Annotated in this window: 17 protein-coding genes; 16 read left to right on the top strand and 1 reads right to left on the bottom strand. The window is 40.7% G+C overall.

Annotated elements, in window-relative coordinates; translation table 11 throughout:
* Nucleotides 1-11 precede the first annotated feature (11 nt).
* Genes ETP70_RS09755 through ETP70_RS09740 form a run of 4 tightly spaced genes read left to right on the top strand, consistent with a single transcriptional unit; the run spans nucleotide 12 to nucleotide 2441 of the window.
* Complete coding sequence (locus ETP70_RS09755) at nucleotides 12-305, top strand: DUF4282 domain-containing protein (RefSeq protein ID WP_151900999.1); 294 nt, start codon at nucleotides 12-14, stop codon at nucleotides 303-305.
* Nucleotides 306-364: 59 nt separating this feature from the next.
* Nucleotides 365-592, top strand: coding sequence for a hypothetical protein (locus ETP70_RS09750; protein WP_151900998.1), 228 nt, complete (start codon nucleotides 365-367; stop codon nucleotides 590-592).
* Between the two features lies 1 nt (nucleotide 593).
* Nucleotides 594-1514, top strand: a complete 921-nt coding sequence (locus tag ETP70_RS09745; protein WP_151900997.1) for an EI24 domain-containing protein — start codon at nucleotides 594-596, stop codon at nucleotides 1512-1514.
* Nucleotides 1515-2441, top strand: coding sequence for an NAD(P)-dependent oxidoreductase (locus ETP70_RS09740; protein WP_151900996.1), 927 nt, complete (start codon nucleotides 1515-1517; stop codon nucleotides 2439-2441).
* Here the strand turns inward: ETP70_RS09740 and ETP70_RS09735 are convergent.
* The gene (locus ETP70_RS09735; RefSeq protein WP_151900995.1) at nucleotides 2438-3481 is read right to left on the bottom strand and encodes a YfdX family protein; all 1044 of its coding nucleotides are present in this window, start codon (nucleotides 3479-3481) and stop codon (nucleotides 2438-2440) included. The two genes, ETP70_RS09740 and ETP70_RS09735, sit on opposite strands and share 4 nt — an antisense overlap.
* 173 nt (nucleotides 3482-3654) lie before the next feature.
* On the opposite strand from ETP70_RS09735, the gene ppsA reads away from it, so the two are divergent.
* From ppsA to ETP70_RS09675, 12 genes are read left to right on the top strand one after another with little or no spacing between them, the layout of a single operon-like run.
* A complete protein-coding gene (ppsA, locus tag ETP70_RS09730) occupies nucleotides 3655-6072 on the top strand; it encodes a phosphoenolpyruvate synthase (protein ID WP_151900994.1) in 2418 nt (805 codons plus the stop codon).
* Complete coding sequence (locus tag ETP70_RS09725; protein ID WP_151900993.1) at nucleotides 6072-6974, top strand: beta/alpha barrel domain-containing protein; 903 nt, start codon at nucleotides 6072-6074, stop codon at nucleotides 6972-6974. The genes ppsA and ETP70_RS09725 overlap by 1 nt, the downstream gene beginning before the upstream one ends.
* Nucleotides 6975-6983: 9 nt before the next feature.
* Nucleotides 6984-8384: a dihydrolipoyl dehydrogenase family protein gene (locus tag ETP70_RS09720; protein ID WP_151900992.1), complete on the top strand. Its 1401-nt coding sequence runs from the start codon at nucleotides 6984-6986 to the stop codon at nucleotides 8382-8384.
* A gap of 43 nt (nucleotides 8385-8427) precedes the next feature.
* Entirely contained in the window at nucleotides 8428-9435 is a 1008-nt protein-coding gene (gene gap, locus ETP70_RS09715; protein WP_151900991.1) for a type I glyceraldehyde-3-phosphate dehydrogenase, read from the top strand.
* 17 nt (nucleotides 9436-9452) lie between these two features.
* Complete coding sequence (locus ETP70_RS09710) at nucleotides 9453-9884, top strand: outer membrane lipoprotein (protein ID WP_151900990.1); 432 nt, start codon at nucleotides 9453-9455, stop codon at nucleotides 9882-9884.
* A 20-nt stretch (nucleotides 9885-9904) separates the two neighbouring features.
* The gene (locus ETP70_RS09705; RefSeq protein ID WP_151900989.1) at nucleotides 9905-10876 is read left to right on the top strand and encodes a thiamine pyrophosphate-dependent dehydrogenase E1 component subunit alpha; all 972 of its coding nucleotides are present in this window, start codon (nucleotides 9905-9907) and stop codon (nucleotides 10874-10876) included.
* The gene (locus tag ETP70_RS09700; protein WP_151900988.1) at nucleotides 10863-11840 is read left to right on the top strand and encodes an alpha-ketoacid dehydrogenase subunit beta; all 978 of its coding nucleotides are present in this window, start codon (nucleotides 10863-10865) and stop codon (nucleotides 11838-11840) included. The genes ETP70_RS09705 and ETP70_RS09700 overlap by 14 nt, the downstream gene beginning before the upstream one ends.
* Nucleotides 11833-13044, top strand: a complete 1212-nt coding sequence (locus ETP70_RS09695) for a dihydrolipoamide acetyltransferase family protein (protein WP_151900987.1) — start codon at nucleotides 11833-11835, stop codon at nucleotides 13042-13044. Before ETP70_RS09700 ends, ETP70_RS09695 begins: the two co-directional genes overlap by 8 nt.
* A 3-nt stretch (nucleotides 13045-13047) precedes the next feature.
* The gene (locus tag ETP70_RS09690; RefSeq protein WP_151900986.1) at nucleotides 13048-14340 is read left to right on the top strand and encodes a dihydrolipoyl dehydrogenase family protein; all 1293 of its coding nucleotides are present in this window, start codon (nucleotides 13048-13050) and stop codon (nucleotides 14338-14340) included.
* A complete protein-coding gene (gene lipB, locus ETP70_RS09685) occupies nucleotides 14337-14918 on the top strand; it encodes a lipoyl(octanoyl) transferase LipB (RefSeq protein ID WP_151900985.1) in 582 nt (193 codons plus the stop codon). Before ETP70_RS09690 ends, lipB begins: the two co-directional genes overlap by 4 nt.
* Nucleotides 14908-15744, top strand: coding sequence for a lipoyl synthase (lipA, locus tag ETP70_RS09680; RefSeq protein WP_151901547.1), 837 nt, complete (start codon nucleotides 14908-14910; stop codon nucleotides 15742-15744). The genes lipB and lipA overlap by 11 nt, the downstream gene beginning before the upstream one ends.
* Nucleotides 15744-16442 carry a 2,3-bisphosphoglycerate-dependent phosphoglycerate mutase gene (locus ETP70_RS09675; protein ID WP_151900984.1) on the top strand — a complete coding sequence of 233 codons (699 nt, stop codon included), beginning with the start codon at nucleotides 15744-15746 and terminating at the stop codon, nucleotides 16440-16442. Before lipA ends, ETP70_RS09675 begins: the two co-directional genes overlap by 1 nt.
* Nucleotides 16443-16501: the final 59 nt, after the last annotated feature.

Raw genomic sequence — 16501 nt, 5'->3', positions numbered from 1 at the left:
TATAATTGTACATGTGGAATATCTTAAGTTTTAATACATTCATTGCACAGGATATATTTATTTTCTTTTATTATATCTTTGCTTTGTTTGTGCCGGTGTTGGTATGGAAGATGCGTTTTTTTCTTATAAAAAGATTTTCTTTTTTGAAAGAGAGGGCTTTAGGCAAACAAAACAAACTTGTGCTTATTCTTTTTTTTGGTGTGATTTTTTTATGTATGGAGTTGTGCCTGCGAATACTGTTCGAAGGAATGATCGGCTATTTTGACATGCATGATTATCTTTATAAAATTTCTCAAAAAGTATGAAAAATTAATAAAATAAGGGTTATAATTGTTACATGTAAATAATAAACGGAGTATCAAAAATGGTAGATTTTTTAAAAAAAGCAATGGATTGGGTACTTGAAAAAGAGCAGGAAGCGGCAAAAAAATGCTATGTAAATCCTAAAGATGTTGAAAAACAGATAGAGATTTTAGAGGAAAAAAGAGCCGAACTTCGTAAGAAATTTGAAGAAGAAGATGCCGAATTCGGGCATATACTCAGTAAACTCTCATTCATCAAAGCAAATGCAATGAAGTGCGAAAAAAAGTAAGATGCAAAACATTATAGAAGCAATACTTTTTGGTTTTAGTGAAATACTCAATTACAAAATAATGAAACGTGCCTTGGCAATAGGGGCAGCCGTTACCATTGTCTGGTCGATCATCGGCTATTTTATGTGGGGCGGACTTATCTCTGTCGCCGCAGGTTTTATTGATTTGGTACCGTTTTCTATGCTTCGTTCAAACGGAGCCTGGATCTTCTCTTCCTTTTTATGGTTTTCCCTGGTATTGGTAACATTTGCTCTGATTTTGGCATTTTTTGGCAATATGATTTTAGAGAGGGTTTCTAAAGAAAAGTACAGCTCCTTTTCACTGCTTGTTGTATTTTTAAGTGCTGTGTTTTGGGCTGTAATATGGTTTTTTAAAGGTGCATATTTGCATGAGCAGTTTTTAAGACTTTTTAACTGGTTGCCGTTTGAGACAGTACAGGAAAGTCTGGCATATTTGCTGGGGATCTATTTTATCTACAGCGGTATCATTGTCAGTATGTTGCTGATAACAAGCTTTTTCAGTGAGGCATTGCTGGAAGATATCAATGAAGAGCATTTTCCTTATGAACCGCTTTTGCAAGAAGATGAGGTCAAAGCAAGCGAAAACAGACTGCTGGATATAGCGATATATACGGTGGTTTCGATTGTCGCTTTTCCTTTGCTGTTTATTCCGGTGCTTAATTTTGTTTTGCAACTCGGCTTATGGATTTGGCTTATTAAAGATACTTTTGTCAACGACAGTGCTCTCTTGGTGATACCAAAGGAAAAAAGAGCAAAGCTTTCCGGATACAAATCGGGCTTTTTTGTTATCAGCGCCGTCACAGCACTTTTTAACTTTTTGCCGATTTTTAATATTTTTGGACCGTTTTTTGGAGAAACTGCAATGTTTTATTATTTGAAAGAAATTCAAAAGGAACTGTAGATGAAAATTGCATTTTTTGAGACAAAACCGGAAGAAAAAGCTTTTTTTCAAGAACATCTCAAAGAGCAGGAACTCTTCTTTTTTGAAGAGACTGTCAATGAGGCACTCAAAAAGACGCAGGCGTATGATGCTGTTTCTGTTTTTGTACACTCTCGCATTACAGATGAAATTTTAGAAAAACTTCCGGCACTGAAGTACCTGCAGACAAGATCAACAGGCTATGATCATATAAAATGCGATACACTCTACCGGCGCGGACTGCTTGTCTCGAATGTTGCAGGCTATGGCGGTCCTGCTGTTGCAGAGTTTGCATTTTCACTGCTTTTAAATGCCACAAGACATACACATATGGCTCTGCAGCGCACAAAACAAAACAATTTTGACTACAGTGATCTTCAGGGTATGGAAATCTCGGGAAAAACACTGGGAATACTCGGTCTTGGAACCATAGGCTCGCAAATGGCACAAATTGGCAAAGGCTTTGGAATGAAAGTAGTCGCCTGTTCAAGGACAAAAAAACCGATTGTCGATACGTTAGGGATTGATTTTTGTGATTTGGACTCTGTGATAGTACAAAGTGATATTTTGATGCTGGCACTTCCTTTGACACCGGCTACAAAAAATATTTTGAATGAAAAAAATGCAGCAGGACTAAAAAAAGATGCCATTATTGTCAATACGGCACGCGGAGAGCTGATTGAAGATGTGCTGTACGGAAGAATGAAAAATATTCTCTGTCTCGATGTTATAAGCGACATAAAGTACATTCATCGAAATAACATTCTCTACACGCCGCATATGGCATACTATACAAAAGAGGCTCTGCAAAGAATTATGCAGATCTCTTTAGAAAACATGAAGGCGTTTCTTGCAGACAGACAGTTGCCAAACTGTCTGAAACTGGCATGTAATCGTGAGTACAGTTAGTGTTTTTTTGTACTTGTGTCCGCTTCATGTTTTGTAAGCAGTGATGCAAAATCTTTTTTGATTTTTTCATAGAGTTTTGCAACAATATTTTTCCCTTTAATCTCTTTTTCAATATTTTTAATCTCTTTTTGCAGCATCTTATACTCAGGCGCATGTTTCTTTGTATAACCCAGATAGACTGCTTTTTCAAGTTCATCCTGTGCCAAATCAAGCAGCTTGAGTGCTTTGTCTTTCTCTTTTTTATTGAGTTTGGATGCTTCGACTACAAGGCTTTGTGCCGTAATAAGCGGCAAAGGAACAATGGTTGTTTTAATGACTATACCGTTTAAGGCAGTGACAAGCATTGAAAAAGCCTCTTTGGCTTTGCCTTTGTTTAACTCTTTGAGTGCTTCTTTTGTCGCAAGCGGATACATACCCATCGGCAGATACTGTGTTGTCATTACCATTTCATCTTCTAAAGGCATGAGAATGGCTCTGGCCGCCTGTGTATCATAATCATCCAGCAGATCCTGCGCAGATTTTATGATGTGTTTGACCAGTTTGGCATCTCCTGTAAAATCATGGACCTCTATGGCATCTGCAACCGGTACGAGTGTGAGCTTCGGATTGTTTTTGAGTGCCGTGTCAAAAAGTTTAGTGGCTTTGTTGAGGGCATCTTTTGCTGTTTTTGTGTCTCTTTTTTGCAAAGCTTTAAGGGCTTCAACTGTCTGTCTGAGTGCCTGTGCAATCTCTTTTGGTGCTTTTTGCAGGGTCTGTCTGTGTTGGTCTGCTTCTTGATTGACAACATCTTTCAGCCTTCGCATATCCTCTTTTTTTGCATCTGATTGGAAATATTTAGCATCCATTTTACGCATAAATTCTTCTTTGGATTGGGATTCTTCCACCTTTGCCTGGGCAGCAGCGTGACCTTTTACCAAAGTCGGATTATTAATGGCTCTCTCTTCTTTTTTTGAAACACTGTCATTGTAGCTTGCATAGAGTGCTGAGCTTGAAAGCAGTACGGCTGCCAATACTGTTGATAATATAACTCTTTTTTTCATAACTTTATCCTTTTAATATCAAGTTTATTTAGTCTAATTATGAAATATAATTGATAACAGACAGTAAACACTGTATTGAAAATAGTTGTATATTATTGGATATTTGTTTACTGAAAAAGGAGTACAATACTTTATAAGAGCAAAAAGCAAAAAGTATTTCAAGGAGTGCAAGGATGTCAAAAAATATTAAATGGTTTCAGGAAATCGGGATAGAGGATGTTGCCGAGGTTGGCGGGAAAAATGCTTCCCTTGGAGAGATGTATCAGAATCTGACAGCGGAAGGTGTCCGTGTGCCCAATGGTTTTGCCGTTACATCGAGTGCTTACATACATGTACTGGATGCAAACAATGCCTGGGAAAAACTGCATGCACTCCTTGATAATCTTGATGTCGACAATGTTGATGCCCTGCAAAGTGCAGGAAAAAAATGCCGTGAGATAGTTTATAATGCAAAACTGCCGGATGATCTGCGTGAGGATATTGTAAAGGCGTATGAAAAACTCAAAGAAGAGTACGGGGAGAGTCTCTCTCTGGCTGTTCGCTCCTCTGCTACGGCTGAAGATTCTCCGGAAGCCTCATTTGCAGGACAAAATGACACGTATCTGAATATTTCAAGTGCAGAAGAACTGCTGGATGCCTACAAACGATGTCTGGCATCAAATTTCACAGATCGCTCTATACATTATAAATATGATAACGGTTTTAACTATCTCAAAGTCTACCTCTCTGTAGTTGTTATGAAAATGGTGCGCAGTGATATCGGGGCGAGCGGCGTCATGTTTTCACTTGATACCGAGACAGGTTTTAAAGATGTTGTTTTCATAAATGCAGCACTCGGACTTGGCGAGAATGTTGTGCAGGGAAGCATCAACCCTGATGCTTTTTATGTGCATAAACCGACATTCAACAAAGGGTTTCGTACTGTTCTCAAACGCTCTTTGGGTTCCAAAGAAAAAAAGATGATTTTTACAGATACGATAAATCTGGACAATATAGCAGTGGAATACACAAAAAACATACCGACGACAGCACAAGAGCAGAGCCGTTTCTGTATAACAGATGAAGAGGTAATGGTCCTTGCAGATTATGCCATCAAGGTGGAAAACCACTACTCAAAAAAAGCCGGTTTTACGAAACCAATGGATATGGAGTGGGCAAAAGACGGACTCGACGGGCATCTGTATATGGTGCAGGCACGCCCTGAAACGGTTGAATCTCAGAAAAAAGGCAATATTCTTGAAACCTATCATTTAAAAGAAAAGGGCAGGGTTCTTGTCACCGGTCAGGCTATCGGTACAAAAATAGGACAGGGAAAAGCCCGATACATAGCAGGCGTCAAAGATCTCAATACCTTTAAAGCCGGTGAGGTACTGGTCGCAGATACCACAAACCCTGACTGGGAACCTATCATGAAAATAGCCTCTGCCATCATTACAAACAAAGGCGGAAGAACCTGTCATGCGGCAATTCTTTCACGGGAACTTGGCATACCTGCGGTTGTAGGATGCGATAATGCCACAGAGGTGCTCAAAGATGCTGATGAAGTGACTGTAAGTTGTGCCGAGGGAGAAGAGGGCCATGTGTATGAAGGTCTTTTGGATTATGAAATCATAAGAACAGACCTTTCAAATCTGCCAAAAACAAAAACAAAGATTATGATGAACCTTGGAAATCCTGATATTGCTTTTTCCCTCGCCTCTTTGCCTGTTGACGGGATAGGTCTTGCAAGAATGGAGTTTATCATTAACGAGTACATAAAAGCGCATCCGATGGCTTTGAAACATCCCCAAAAAGTGGATGAGGCAACACGAAACAAATTGGAAGAACTGACACGTGCTTATGATTCGATGGAAGATTTCTTTGTCAAAACACTCTCAGAGGGTGTGGCAACCATCGCTTCTTCTGTATACCCGAAACCCTGTGTGGTTCGTATGAGTGATTTTAAATCAAACGAATACGCAACACTGCTCGGCGGTGAGGTTTTTGAGCTTAAAGAAGATAATCCGATGATAGGTTTTCGAGGCGCTTCACGATATGCCCATCCAAACTATGAGGAAGGGTTTGCTCTGGAGTGTGCGGCTATGAAGCGTGTACGTGATGAGATGGGATTTGCAAATGTTATTTTAATGATTCCTTTTTGCCGCAGAGTGGATGAAGGAGAGCGTGTTATAGACACTATGGCAAAATATGGACTCAAACAGGGTGAAAACGGACTTGAAATTTATGTCATGTGCGAAATTCCCAACAATGTTATTCAAATAGATGCTTTTAGCAAAATATTTGACGGTTTCAGTATCGGAAGCAATGATCTGACACAGCTTACACTTGGAGTTGACCGTGACAGCGAAATCGTTGCCTTTGATTATGATGAGAGAGACGAAGGGGTCAAAGAGATGATACGGCTGGCAGTGGAAGGTTGTAAACGAAATGACCGTCACAGCGGCATCTGTGGCCAGGCACCGTCAGATTACCCTGAAATGGCGGAGTATCTTGTGCGTCTGGGTATTGATTCTATGAGTCTGAATCCTGACAGTGTCTTAAAAACCATAGAAAATGTAGGCAAACTTGAACAAAAACTTGGGAGAACATGATGAAATATAATATTCCGGCAGATGTACCAAAGAACAAAGAAGAAACATACAAAAAAAATCTCAAAAGTGCGACAAACGCTACAAACCATTTGATGCTTTTTGCAGGAGACCAGAAAGTCGAGCATTTGAACAATGATTTTTACGGCAAAGATATTCCGCTTGAAGACAACTCTCCGGAGCATCTGTTCAAAATTGCTTCACGTGCAAAAATAGGTGTATTTGCAACACAGTTTGGGCTTATCAGCAGATATGGGCGTGATTATAAAAATGTTCCTTATCTTGTAAAGCTCAACGCTAAAACAAATCTTGTCCCTTATGAGAAACAAGACCCGTATTCAAAAGCATGGCTGAGTGTCGGTGAGGTTGTTTCCTTTGCCAAAGAGAGTAAACTTGATATAAAAGGTGTCGGGTACACGCTTTATCTCGGCGGTGCGTATGAGCATGAGATGCTGACCCAGGCGGCGAGTATTGTCCATGAAGCACATAAAAACGGACTTTTGGCGGTGCTGTGGATTTATCCAAAAGGCAAATTTGTGAAAGATGAACATGACGGGCATTTAATAGCCGGTGCCGCAGGTGTCGGAGCAGCCTTGGGTGCTGACTTTGTAAAACTCAAAGTGCCATATGATAAAAAAGGAAAATTTGATCCGAAACTGTTGCGAGAGGCTACAATGGCAGCTGGCAGAACAGGTGTTCTGTGTGAGGGCGGCGCCAAAATAGATGAAAAAGAGTTTTTGACACAACTGTACGAACAAATTCACAAAGGCGGTTCTCGAGGAAATGGTACTGGGCGTAACATTCATCAAAGGCCGTTACAGGAGGCTGTAAAAATGGCAAATGCCATTTATGCAATAACTTCGCAAAATGCTACTGTAAAAGAAGCATTACAACTACTCCAATAGGAGCGAGAAATGAAAACAGAATATGACTTAATTATTATTGGTGCAGGTCCTGCAGGAACTCCAACGGCTATGGCAGCAGCACAGTTTGGTATAAAAGTTTTGTTGATAGATAAAAGAGAAGCACCGGGCGGGGAATGTTTGTTTGAAGGATGTATTCCCTCAAAAGTGCTTGAAAATGCTGCAAACAAATATTGGGATGTGCTCACCTGCAGTACTTTTAATGTAGAGCTTAAAGGAAGCGAACAGATACATTGGGAAGCTGTTTTAGAAGATAAAGATATGATTTTGAAAAAACGCTCTATGGCTGCATTAAAGCAGATAGCCAGATTACCTTCACTCGATTTTAAACAAGGCAAAGCAGCCTTTGTTGACGGGCATACCGTAGAAGTAGGTGGAGAGCTTTTTGGTTTTAAAAAGGCACTGATTGCGACAGGTGCAAAAAGTTCAATTCCTGATATAAAAGGGAATGGGGTTGACAAAGTTTGGACAAACAGAGATTTGTTTTTTGAAGAAGAGATACCAAAAGAGTTACTTTTTATAGGTGCTGGTGCTATTAGTTGTGAATTGGTGCAAATGTTTGCAAAACTTGGCACAAAATGTCATGTGCTGGAGCGTGGTGAAAAAATCTTAAAGCACATCAGCAAAGATGCAACAGACATTGTTTATAACAATATGCTTACACTTGGTATCAAAGTAGACTTGAATATAGTGTTGGAGAAGATTGATTATGAAAATGATAAATTTATCATACATTTTAAGCAAGAAGGTAAAAAACAGATTCTTGAATATGACAATGTTGTCATGGCAACAGGTCGTGTGGCAAATCTTGATAATCTGGCCCTTGAAAAAGCTAAAGTGGCATATGATGAAAAAGGGATACTGGTTAATGAAAAACTGCAATCATCGCAGGAACATATTTATGCCTGCGGCGATTGTATCAATAGCCCAAAATTCGCACATACTGCAAGTTATGAAGCTGGTGTAGTTGTACACAACATGTATGCGCCAAGCCCGCATGTCGTCGATTATGACAAAAACAGCTGGGTACTTTTTAGTGATCCTCAAATCGCTGTAGTCGGAATAGATGAAAATGTTGCAAAAAAAAGAGAGATAGAGATAAGCACAGAAGTCTATAACTATGAGATAGATGCCAGAGCACAAATAGACAAAAGAACAGACGGCTTTGTGAAGTTTATTATTGACAAGAAAACAAAAATTATCATAGGTGTAGAGATTGTAAGTGCAGATGCTTCATCTCTTGCGGGAGAGGCTTCTTTGATAGTAGCAAATAAAATGACTGCTATGGACGTATTAGGGACAATTCATCCGCATCCGACACTGGGTGAAGCTTTTGGTAAATTGGCACAGCAGATATTTTTTAAATCTATGATGCAAAAAAGCAAAAGCTAAGACAAAGGCAACAGGCAATAAATGAAAATAAAAGAGAATGATTATGAAAAAACGTATAGCAATTAACGGACTCGGAAGAATAGGCAATCAGGTACTTCGGCATTATATTAACAATCTTCCAAAAAACTGCGAAATAGTTGCGGCAAACACTTCAAGTGTAGAAGATGCTGCGTACCTTCTGAAATATGATTCTGTGCATGGGCGGGCAGATTTTTCTATTGAAACAAAAGAAAACAAACTTATCATTGACGGGCATGAAATTACAATCGTCAGTAATCACAATCCTCTAGAACTGCCGTGGAAAGAGTTGGGTATAGATATTGTTATAGACTGTACAGGACGTTTTACGGATGGAACTTTGGCTGTGCAGCATATAGAAGCAGGGGCAAAAAAAGTGCTTATCTCTGCACCGGGTAAAAATGTCGATTTAACAATTGTAAAAGGTGTGAACCATCAGGAGTATGACACTGCAAAGCACCATATTGTCTCCAATGCTTCGTGCACGACAAATTCACTTGCACCTGTGATGAAAGTGCTTGAAGAGAGTTTCGGTGTGCAAAATGCCATGATTACGACAACCCATGCCTATACATCTTCACAGGTAACAGTTGACAAACGTGCAAAAAAACGCAGACGCGGTCGTGCAGCGGCTATAAACATTATACCGACGACAACGGGTGCGGCAGTCGCCACGGTTGAAGTTATTCCGGCATTGGCAGGAAAAATGGAAGCGATGGCACTGCGGGTGCCTGTTCCCGACGGTGCTATAACCGAAGTTGTGGCATTGTTGCACAGAGATGTGAGCATAGAAAGTGTCAATGAAGCTTTTTTAGAAGCTTCAGAGGGTGAATTACAGGGTATATTGGAGTTTACAAAAGATGAAATAGTCTCAAGTGATATATTGGGAAATCGTCACTCCTCTATAATAGACGGACTTTCGACATCTGTTATAGGTGGAAGAATGGTTAAAGTAATGGCGTGGTATGATAATGAATACGGGTATTCACAAAGACTGCTTGAAGTAACTGATTATATGGCTTCAAAATTATAAAAAGAGAGGGTAAAAGTATGAAAAGAATTGTAGCGACTGTTTTGGCAGGGAGTTTATTTTTTAGCGGATGTGCAACACGCGGTGTTAATGAAATAGATCCGAGTGCTGTGAATTATGAATTGAGTTATCAGGTTGGCACAATTGAATCTGTGAAACCTGTTGTTATAAGAGATAATGGCACAGGTACATTTATTGGAGCGGTATCGGGTATAGTCTTGGGCTCACTAATCGGTAAAGGCAGAGGAAGTGCTCTGGCAACACTTGCAGGCGGTTTAGGCGGTGCATATGCGGGAAGCCAACTGGGTAAAGCCAATGCCCTTGAACTCAGTGTTCTTCTGGATGACGGACGAAGAGTTGTGGTCATTGCCAAAGGTAAGGATTTTTACAAGGGCGAAAGAATCCGTATAGTCAAAAGAAATGGTCGTGTATATAGCGTCGAACCGTTTTAAGCATGTATAAGTAGTAAAACATGAACAAACTACTGGCTGAAGAGATGTACTATCTGATGGTTCTTGGACGTGCTTTTGAGTATGCGGCAAAAGAGAATTATATGCAAGGCAATATATCCGGATTTTTACATTTGGATATTGGACAGGAAGCTTTGAGTGTCGGTGCGGTAAAAGCCTTTGAAAAAGGCGATATTTTTTCAGGCTATCGTGAACACATTATGGCAATGAGCCGTGGACTTGAGCCTAAAGCTGTTATGGCGGAACTCTTTGGAAAAGTTACAGGGGTAAGCGGCGGCAAGGGCGGTTCTATGCACCTTTTTGAACCTGCGCATTTCTTTTACGGCGGGGATGCCATTGTCGGAGGACAGCTCCCTAATGCCGTAGGCTGTGCCTATGCAAGAGCTTTTTTGGAACAAGATGAGGGTGTGATGGCCATCTTCGGTGACGGAGCTACAAACGGCGGGGCTTTTTTTGAATCACTCAATATTGCCGCCACACACAAACTTCCCCTGCTTTTTTTGTGTGAAAACAACGAATATGCAATCGGAACAAATATTCAGCGAACGGCGCCGTTTCGAGAACAGGCAAAAAAAGCAGAACCCTATATGATGACCTATACCGTGGACGGAATGGACGTTGAAGCTGTGTATGAGGTAGTGAGTGAGGCAAAAAAACAGATAGAATCAGGACACGGTCCTGTTTTTGTAGAAGCCTTTACATGTAGATACGAAGGACACTCTGTCAGTGATGCAAACAGTTACAGAAGTGCGCAGGAGATGGCACACTGCAAGGCACGAGATCCGATACAGAGGTTTAAAAAAGCCTTACATGAAAAATGGCTCTGCACGAATGAAGAGATACAAAATATAGAAAAAAAAGCATACGAAGAAGTGGAAGATGCCGTGAAATATGCCGAAGAATCCCCTGAACCAGAGGCTGATGCTCTGTTTGAACATGTTTTTTACGAGGAGCGTGAAAATGTTGTATCGTGAAGCTTTAAACAAAGCACTTGATGAGGTGATGCAGGCAGATGATACGGTGGTAACACTGGGAGAAGATGTCGGACTTTACGGTGGCAGTTTTCGTGTGACGGAAGGACTGGTGGAAAAATACGGTGAGAAAAGAGTCATTGATACACCTATAGCGGAACTGAGTATTGTAGGGAATGCCGTGGGCATGGCTATAGGAGGTTTGCGACCTGTAGCAGAGATAATGACGGGCAATTTTTCTCTGCTTGCCTTTGATCAGATTATCAACCACATGGCAAAACTGCACTATATGAGCAACGGTAAAATCATATTGCCTATAGTGGTACGGTTTCCTCAGGGCGTGAGTCGTCAACTCGCAGCCCAGCACAGTGAAAGTTATGAGCAGATGCTCTGTGCGGTACCGGGACTAAGAGTGTTGAGTGTGAATGATGTCAATTATGCCTACCATGCACTCAAATATGCGATTTTGTCAGATGATCCTGTTGTGTTTATAGAGCATGAACTGCTGTATAACAAAAAGGGCGAGGTGGATTTTACACAAAAACTGAACCCTTTTCAGGCAAGAATAGCCAAAGAGGGCAGAGACATTACCATTGTGAGTTACCTGAAAATGGTTGATGATGTGATGCTGGCAGTCCCAGAGATAGAAAAAGAGCTTGGATGTTCCTGCGAAGTGATAGATTTATGCTCCTTGAACCCTGTAGATTATGAAACACTGAAAAAATCTATAGAAAAAACTTCCCGTTTTGTAATGGTTGAAGAGGATCACAAAACAGGAGGCTACGGAGGACAAATAGTTTCCTGGGCGGCAGAAGAGATGTTTTATGCCTTGGATGCTCCGCCTTTGCGCCTGGCAGGAAAAGATGTGCCAGTTCCCTATAACAGAACTTTGGAACTCTTGAGTATTCCTACACCGGAGTCTATTGCTCGTGATATAGTGGCATGGGGTAAGAAAAACGATGTATGAAATAGTGATGCCACAGCTCTCCGACTCAATGGACGAGGGCAAGCTTATCAGCTGGAAAGTCAAAGAGGGACAAAAAGTAGATGTGGGAGATGTGATTGCCGAAGTCGAGAGTGACAAAGCAATTATGGAGGTACAGAGCTTTAAAAGCGGGGTTGTTGCAGAAATAAATGCAAAAGAGGGTGATGTTGTTCCTGTTGGAAAAGTTATTGCTCGGATTCAAACCAGTGAAAGTAAGAATGAAAAAGTTGTAAAAACATCAGAAACAGCAGTTGTCGAGAAACCGGTGGCAAAACAGGCAGAACCAATCCCCAAAACACCTGTTGTCAAACATCTTCAAAAAAAAGAAACAGGCGGTATATCTCCAAAAGCAAGAGCCAAAGCGGCACAGTATGGTGTCGATATGCAGAGTGTTTTGCAAAAAACAGCCAAAGATGCTTTACATGTAAAGGATGTGGAGGCATATTTAAGAGAACATTATTTTACACCAAAAGCATTACAGCTGTTGGACAGGTACGGCTTGGATCTTGCAGGATTTACACTCAACCATAAAATAAACGAAGCAGAAGTGCAGGAGTTTATTGACAAAAATGAAACACCCCTGCCACAGCCTTTGAGTCAGATGCAAAAGGCGATTATTGCCAATGTGACGGCTTCTGCACAAAAGCCTGTGTACCGTTTGTATGAGCATATTGATGCAAAACTTTTTGTGGAGCATGATGCATACAGCATAACCGCCTGGCTGATAAAGATTTTTGCAAAAGTGATGATGCAACATGAAGCATTTCGTTCACGCCTGCAAAATGATGCGCTTGTTATAAGTCCCAATGCCTCTATTGCCGTTGCTGTGGCAGATAAGAAAAATCTTTACATGCCTGTTGTCAAAGATGCGAACAAATGCTCTATAGCAGAAATTTCGGCACAGCTGCAAAGCTTTAAAACAAAGCTCAAAGCAAATTCTTTTACTGCAGCAGATATGCAGGGATCAAGCTTCGGTATTTCAAATCTTGGGATGCTGGGTGTAGAATCTTTTGATGCAATGATCAACAAGAATGACTCGGGTATCGCAGCGGTAGGAAGTTTGCAGGATGGGAAGATATCTCTCACCCTGAGTGCAGACCACAGAGTGATAAACGGCTATGAGGCAGCACTCTTTATGCAGGATCTCAAGAAAGAGGCACAAAATCCTCTTCAATTTAAGGACTGAAAGATGTATGACATAATTTTTATCGGTGGCGGATTGAACTATGCAGGAGCAATTGTTGCGGCAAAAAACGGCAAAAAAGTGGCTTTGGTTGAAAAAGATATGCGTCAGCTTGGAGGTGTCTGTCTGCATAAGGGGTGTATTCCTTCAAAAATGTTTTTACATTATGCCAATGTTGTGTATGCGTCAAAAAGTGACATTTTAGAAGGACAAACAGCACTTTCAATGCAAAAGCTTTTTCATAGAAAAACAGATTTGATAAACAATGCCTGGCAGGCAATTAAGAAACAGTGTGCGCATGTAGATTTAATAGAGGGCGAAGCCCGACTCAAAGAACCCCATAAGGTAGAAGTCAACGGTAAAATTCTTGAAGCAGAGCATATCGTCATGGGCACGGGTTCTTCGGCTTTTATTCCTGAAGGCATAGAGTATAATGCCAAGGATATTATCGTCAGTGATGAGGTGCTGATGATGCAAAAGCTGCCGGAAAAAATTGCCATTTACGGTGTCGGGGCTATAGGTTTGGAAATGGCAGGTTTTTTCGCAACGGCAGGCACACAGGTAACACTTGTCAATCGCGACGACCAAATTTTAAAACACTCAAACCCGCTTATTCAAAAAGAGGTAAAAAACCAGCTTGAAAAAATCGGTGTGAAAATTCTTGAGATGCACAAAATACAAACTGCAAAAAGTACAAAAAAAGGTGTGCATATCACTTTTGAAGACAAAAGCAGTATCTATATGCCTGTTTTGCTTGTTGCAGCCGGGCGCAGACCGAATGTTGATTTTCTTACATGTAAAGAGATACAAGTTGAAAAAGGCATTGTCACAGACAGATTTTTTGAAACAACCCTGAAAAATCATTATGCCATAGGGGACTGTAACGCAAAACTTCAGCTCGCTCATGCTGCAAGAGCAGAGGTTTTAAATGTTGTAGAGCGTATTTTAGGGAACAATCCACGTCCTCTCAATCTGGACCATGTTGTCAAATTTATACACACCCTGCCTATGAGTTATGCTGTAGTCGGAAAAACTGACGGTTTAAAATCAAGCATTGTTCCTTTGAGTCATTTTCCCTACTCTGTATATAATCATGCTGCAAAAGGAGTGATGATTACATATGCGGATCAGGAAGGATTTATCCTTGGTGCCGAAATTCTGGCACCGAATGCAGAAGAACTTGTCGCCATCGCAGGTATGAGTTTGGCTGGTGAAATGGATGCGGCGCAGGCAAAACGGACGATTTTCGGACATCCGACATTCAGTGAAGCTTTAGAGAGAACATTCTTTAAGTTATGATTGTCCATAACTGGGGTGAAATTGCATATGTTACAGCAAACAGACAGATGCACGCTTTACATGTAAAGGCACAGCAAGATGCACAAAATCACCTCATACTGTGTTCGCATCCTGCGGTTTTTACAGTGGGCAGTGATGAGCAAAGGCATTTCAATGTACCCACCGTGCAAAGCGACAGAGGGGGTTCCGTTACCTGTCACTCGAGGGGACAGAACATCTTTTATTTCTGTTTTCAGGTAAAACAGCCGGCGCGATTTTATAAAAAAGTTCTTGAGGCTTTCGAGAGTTTTTTTATGAAAAATCTGCCTGCAGTCAGATATGACAAAAACAAGCCCGGTTTTTATATACAAAATCGTAAAATTGCCTCTTTGGGTTTTCGCTACTCCAGAGGGGTTTCTTTGCATGGTGTTGCTTTGAATGTTGATGTGGATTTGGACTTTCATTCACTGGTTTCACCGTGTAACCTGGCAAATATTGTACCGACTTCTTTAAAAAATGAAGGCTTGATTCTCACGTCAAAAGAAGTAAACGAGCAGATGGTACATTTTATAGGAAAATATTTTGAAGATGCCGTTTAAACCAAAAGTCAAAGTACCTGCTCCGGAGATTTTACAAAATATGCAGGATATTTTGGAAAAAAATATTTTGACAACAGTATGCGAAGCGGCAGCCTGCCCAAACAGAGCAGAGTGCTATGCGCGAAACAGTGCAACATTTATGATTTTAGGCGATACCTGCACAAGAGCCTGTGCTTTTTGCAACGTAAAAACAGGTCATGGCAGAGCTGTCGACATGAACGAACCGCAACGTCTGGCGAAGGCTGTCCAGGAGTTAGAGCTGCAGTATGTTGTGATTACATCGGTGGACAGAGATGATTTGAAAGATTACGGATCCGGGCATTTCGCACGCTGTGTCCAAGCGATAAAAGAGAAAAATCCAGAGATAAAAATAGAACTTTTAACGCCTGATTTTAAATACACTCAAGATGCCTTGCAGACAATTACAACAAGCGGTGCTGACAAACTGGCACACAACCAGGAAACTGTCAGACGATTAAGTAAAAGTATACGTCCGCAGAGTGATTATGACCGTTCATTAAAAGTTTTGGAGTATTATGCCAGATATTCACCTTTACATGTAAAGTCCTCTTTGATGTGTGGGCTTGGTGAAACAAAAAAAGAGTTGCTGGTCACAATGCAGGAGTTGTTGGATGTCGGCGTGAGTGAATTGACACTCGGACAGTATCTGCAACCGACGCAAAAACATCATAAGGTAGCAAAATATTACCCGCCGGAGTTTTTTGATGAAATGAAAGAAGAGGCCTTGTGTATGGGATTTCGTGCAGTAGCTTCAGGTATTTTGGTAAGAAGTTCTTATTTTGCAGAAAATTTGGGAGATGACTAATGAGCAAAGCAAGGTTGGTTTTAGTGCGTCACGGACAAAGTATATATAACCAAAAAAATGTTTTTACAGGATGGACAGATGTTGACTTGAGTCAGCAGGGCAGGGATGAAGCAAAAAAAGCCGGAGGAGTGTTAAAAAAGCATAATATCTATCCGGATATCTGTTTTACATCATGGCTGAAACGTGCCATTCATACAGCACAGATATTACTGCAGGAGTTGGAATGGGAGCATATAAATATGCTTAAAAGTTATAAACTCAATGAAAGACATTACGGAGACTGGCAGGGCAGAGATAAAGATGCAGTCAAAAAAGAGTATGGAGAAGAAAAATTTCTGGCTGTTAGACGCGGGTATGACGTGCCGCCGCCACCTTTACATGTAAACGATAAAAGATGTGTATGGAATGATAAAAAATATGCGAATGTCAACAGAGCGCTTTTGCCTTTGTCAGAATCTTTACAGGATACAAAAAAGAGAGTTCTGCAATATTATAAAGAGCAGATTTTTTCGCAACTGCAGGAGAAAAAAACTGTATTGATTTCGGCACACGGCAACTCTCTGCGTGCCTTGGTAATGGAACTTGAAAAGATGACTCCACAGGAGATAGTGCAATTTGAAATACCGACAGGCGAGATTATAATGTATGATTTTGACAGCGATATGAAAATACTACAGAAAAATGTTTTGATAGGTTAAACCCGAATTATGTATAATTCGACACTTTAATGAAAAACTTTATGATATTTGAATTGGAT

The organism is Sulfurimonas hydrogeniphila (genome assembly GCF_009068765.1).
GTDB classification, from domain to species: Bacteria; Campylobacterota; Campylobacteria; order Campylobacterales; family Sulfurimonadaceae; genus Sulfurimonas; species Sulfurimonas hydrogeniphila.
This window is presented reverse-complemented; position numbering and strand designations above follow the sequence as displayed.

What these genes read in the sequence shown, in the direction of transcription:
- ETP70_RS09755 (WP_151900999.1), top strand. Translation starts at nt 12, where the DNA reads ATGTGGAATATCTTAAGTTTTAATACATTCATTGCACAGGATATATTT.
- ETP70_RS09750 (WP_151900998.1), top strand. Translation starts at nt 365, where the DNA reads ATGGTAGATTTTTTAAAAAAAGCAATGGATTGGGTACTTGAAAAAGAG.
- ETP70_RS09745 (WP_151900997.1), top strand. Translation starts at nt 594, where the DNA reads ATGCAAAACATTATAGAAGCAATACTTTTTGGTTTTAGTGAAATACTC.
- ETP70_RS09740 (WP_151900996.1), top strand. Translation starts at nt 1,515, where the DNA reads ATGAAAATTGCATTTTTTGAGACAAAACCGGAAGAAAAAGCTTTTTTT.
- ETP70_RS09735 (WP_151900995.1), bottom strand. Translation starts at nt 3,481, where the DNA reads ATGAAAAAAAGAGTTATATTATCAACAGTATTGGCAGCCGTACTGCTT.
- ppsA (WP_151900994.1), top strand. Translation starts at nt 3,655, where the DNA reads ATGTCAAAAAATATTAAATGGTTTCAGGAAATCGGGATAGAGGATGTT.
- ETP70_RS09725 (WP_151900993.1), top strand. Translation starts at nt 6,072, where the DNA reads ATGAAATATAATATTCCGGCAGATGTACCAAAGAACAAAGAAGAAACA.
- ETP70_RS09720 (WP_151900992.1), top strand. Translation starts at nt 6,984, where the DNA reads ATGAAAACAGAATATGACTTAATTATTATTGGTGCAGGTCCTGCAGGA.
- gap (WP_151900991.1), top strand. Translation starts at nt 8,428, where the DNA reads ATGAAAAAACGTATAGCAATTAACGGACTCGGAAGAATAGGCAATCAG.
- ETP70_RS09710 (WP_151900990.1), top strand. Translation starts at nt 9,453, where the DNA reads ATGAAAAGAATTGTAGCGACTGTTTTGGCAGGGAGTTTATTTTTTAGC.
- ETP70_RS09705 (WP_151900989.1), top strand. Translation starts at nt 9,905, where the DNA reads ATGAACAAACTACTGGCTGAAGAGATGTACTATCTGATGGTTCTTGGA.
- ETP70_RS09700 (WP_151900988.1), top strand. Translation starts at nt 10,863, where the DNA reads ATGTTGTATCGTGAAGCTTTAAACAAAGCACTTGATGAGGTGATGCAG.
- ETP70_RS09695 (WP_151900987.1), top strand. Translation starts at nt 11,833, where the DNA reads ATGTATGAAATAGTGATGCCACAGCTCTCCGACTCAATGGACGAGGGC.
- ETP70_RS09690 (WP_151900986.1), top strand. Translation starts at nt 13,048, where the DNA reads ATGTATGACATAATTTTTATCGGTGGCGGATTGAACTATGCAGGAGCA.
- lipB (WP_151900985.1), top strand. Translation starts at nt 14,337, where the DNA reads ATGATTGTCCATAACTGGGGTGAAATTGCATATGTTACAGCAAACAGA.
- lipA (WP_151901547.1), top strand. Translation starts at nt 14,908, where the DNA reads ATGCCGTTTAAACCAAAAGTCAAAGTACCTGCTCCGGAGATTTTACAA.
- ETP70_RS09675 (WP_151900984.1), top strand. Translation starts at nt 15,744, where the DNA reads ATGAGCAAAGCAAGGTTGGTTTTAGTGCGTCACGGACAAAGTATATAT.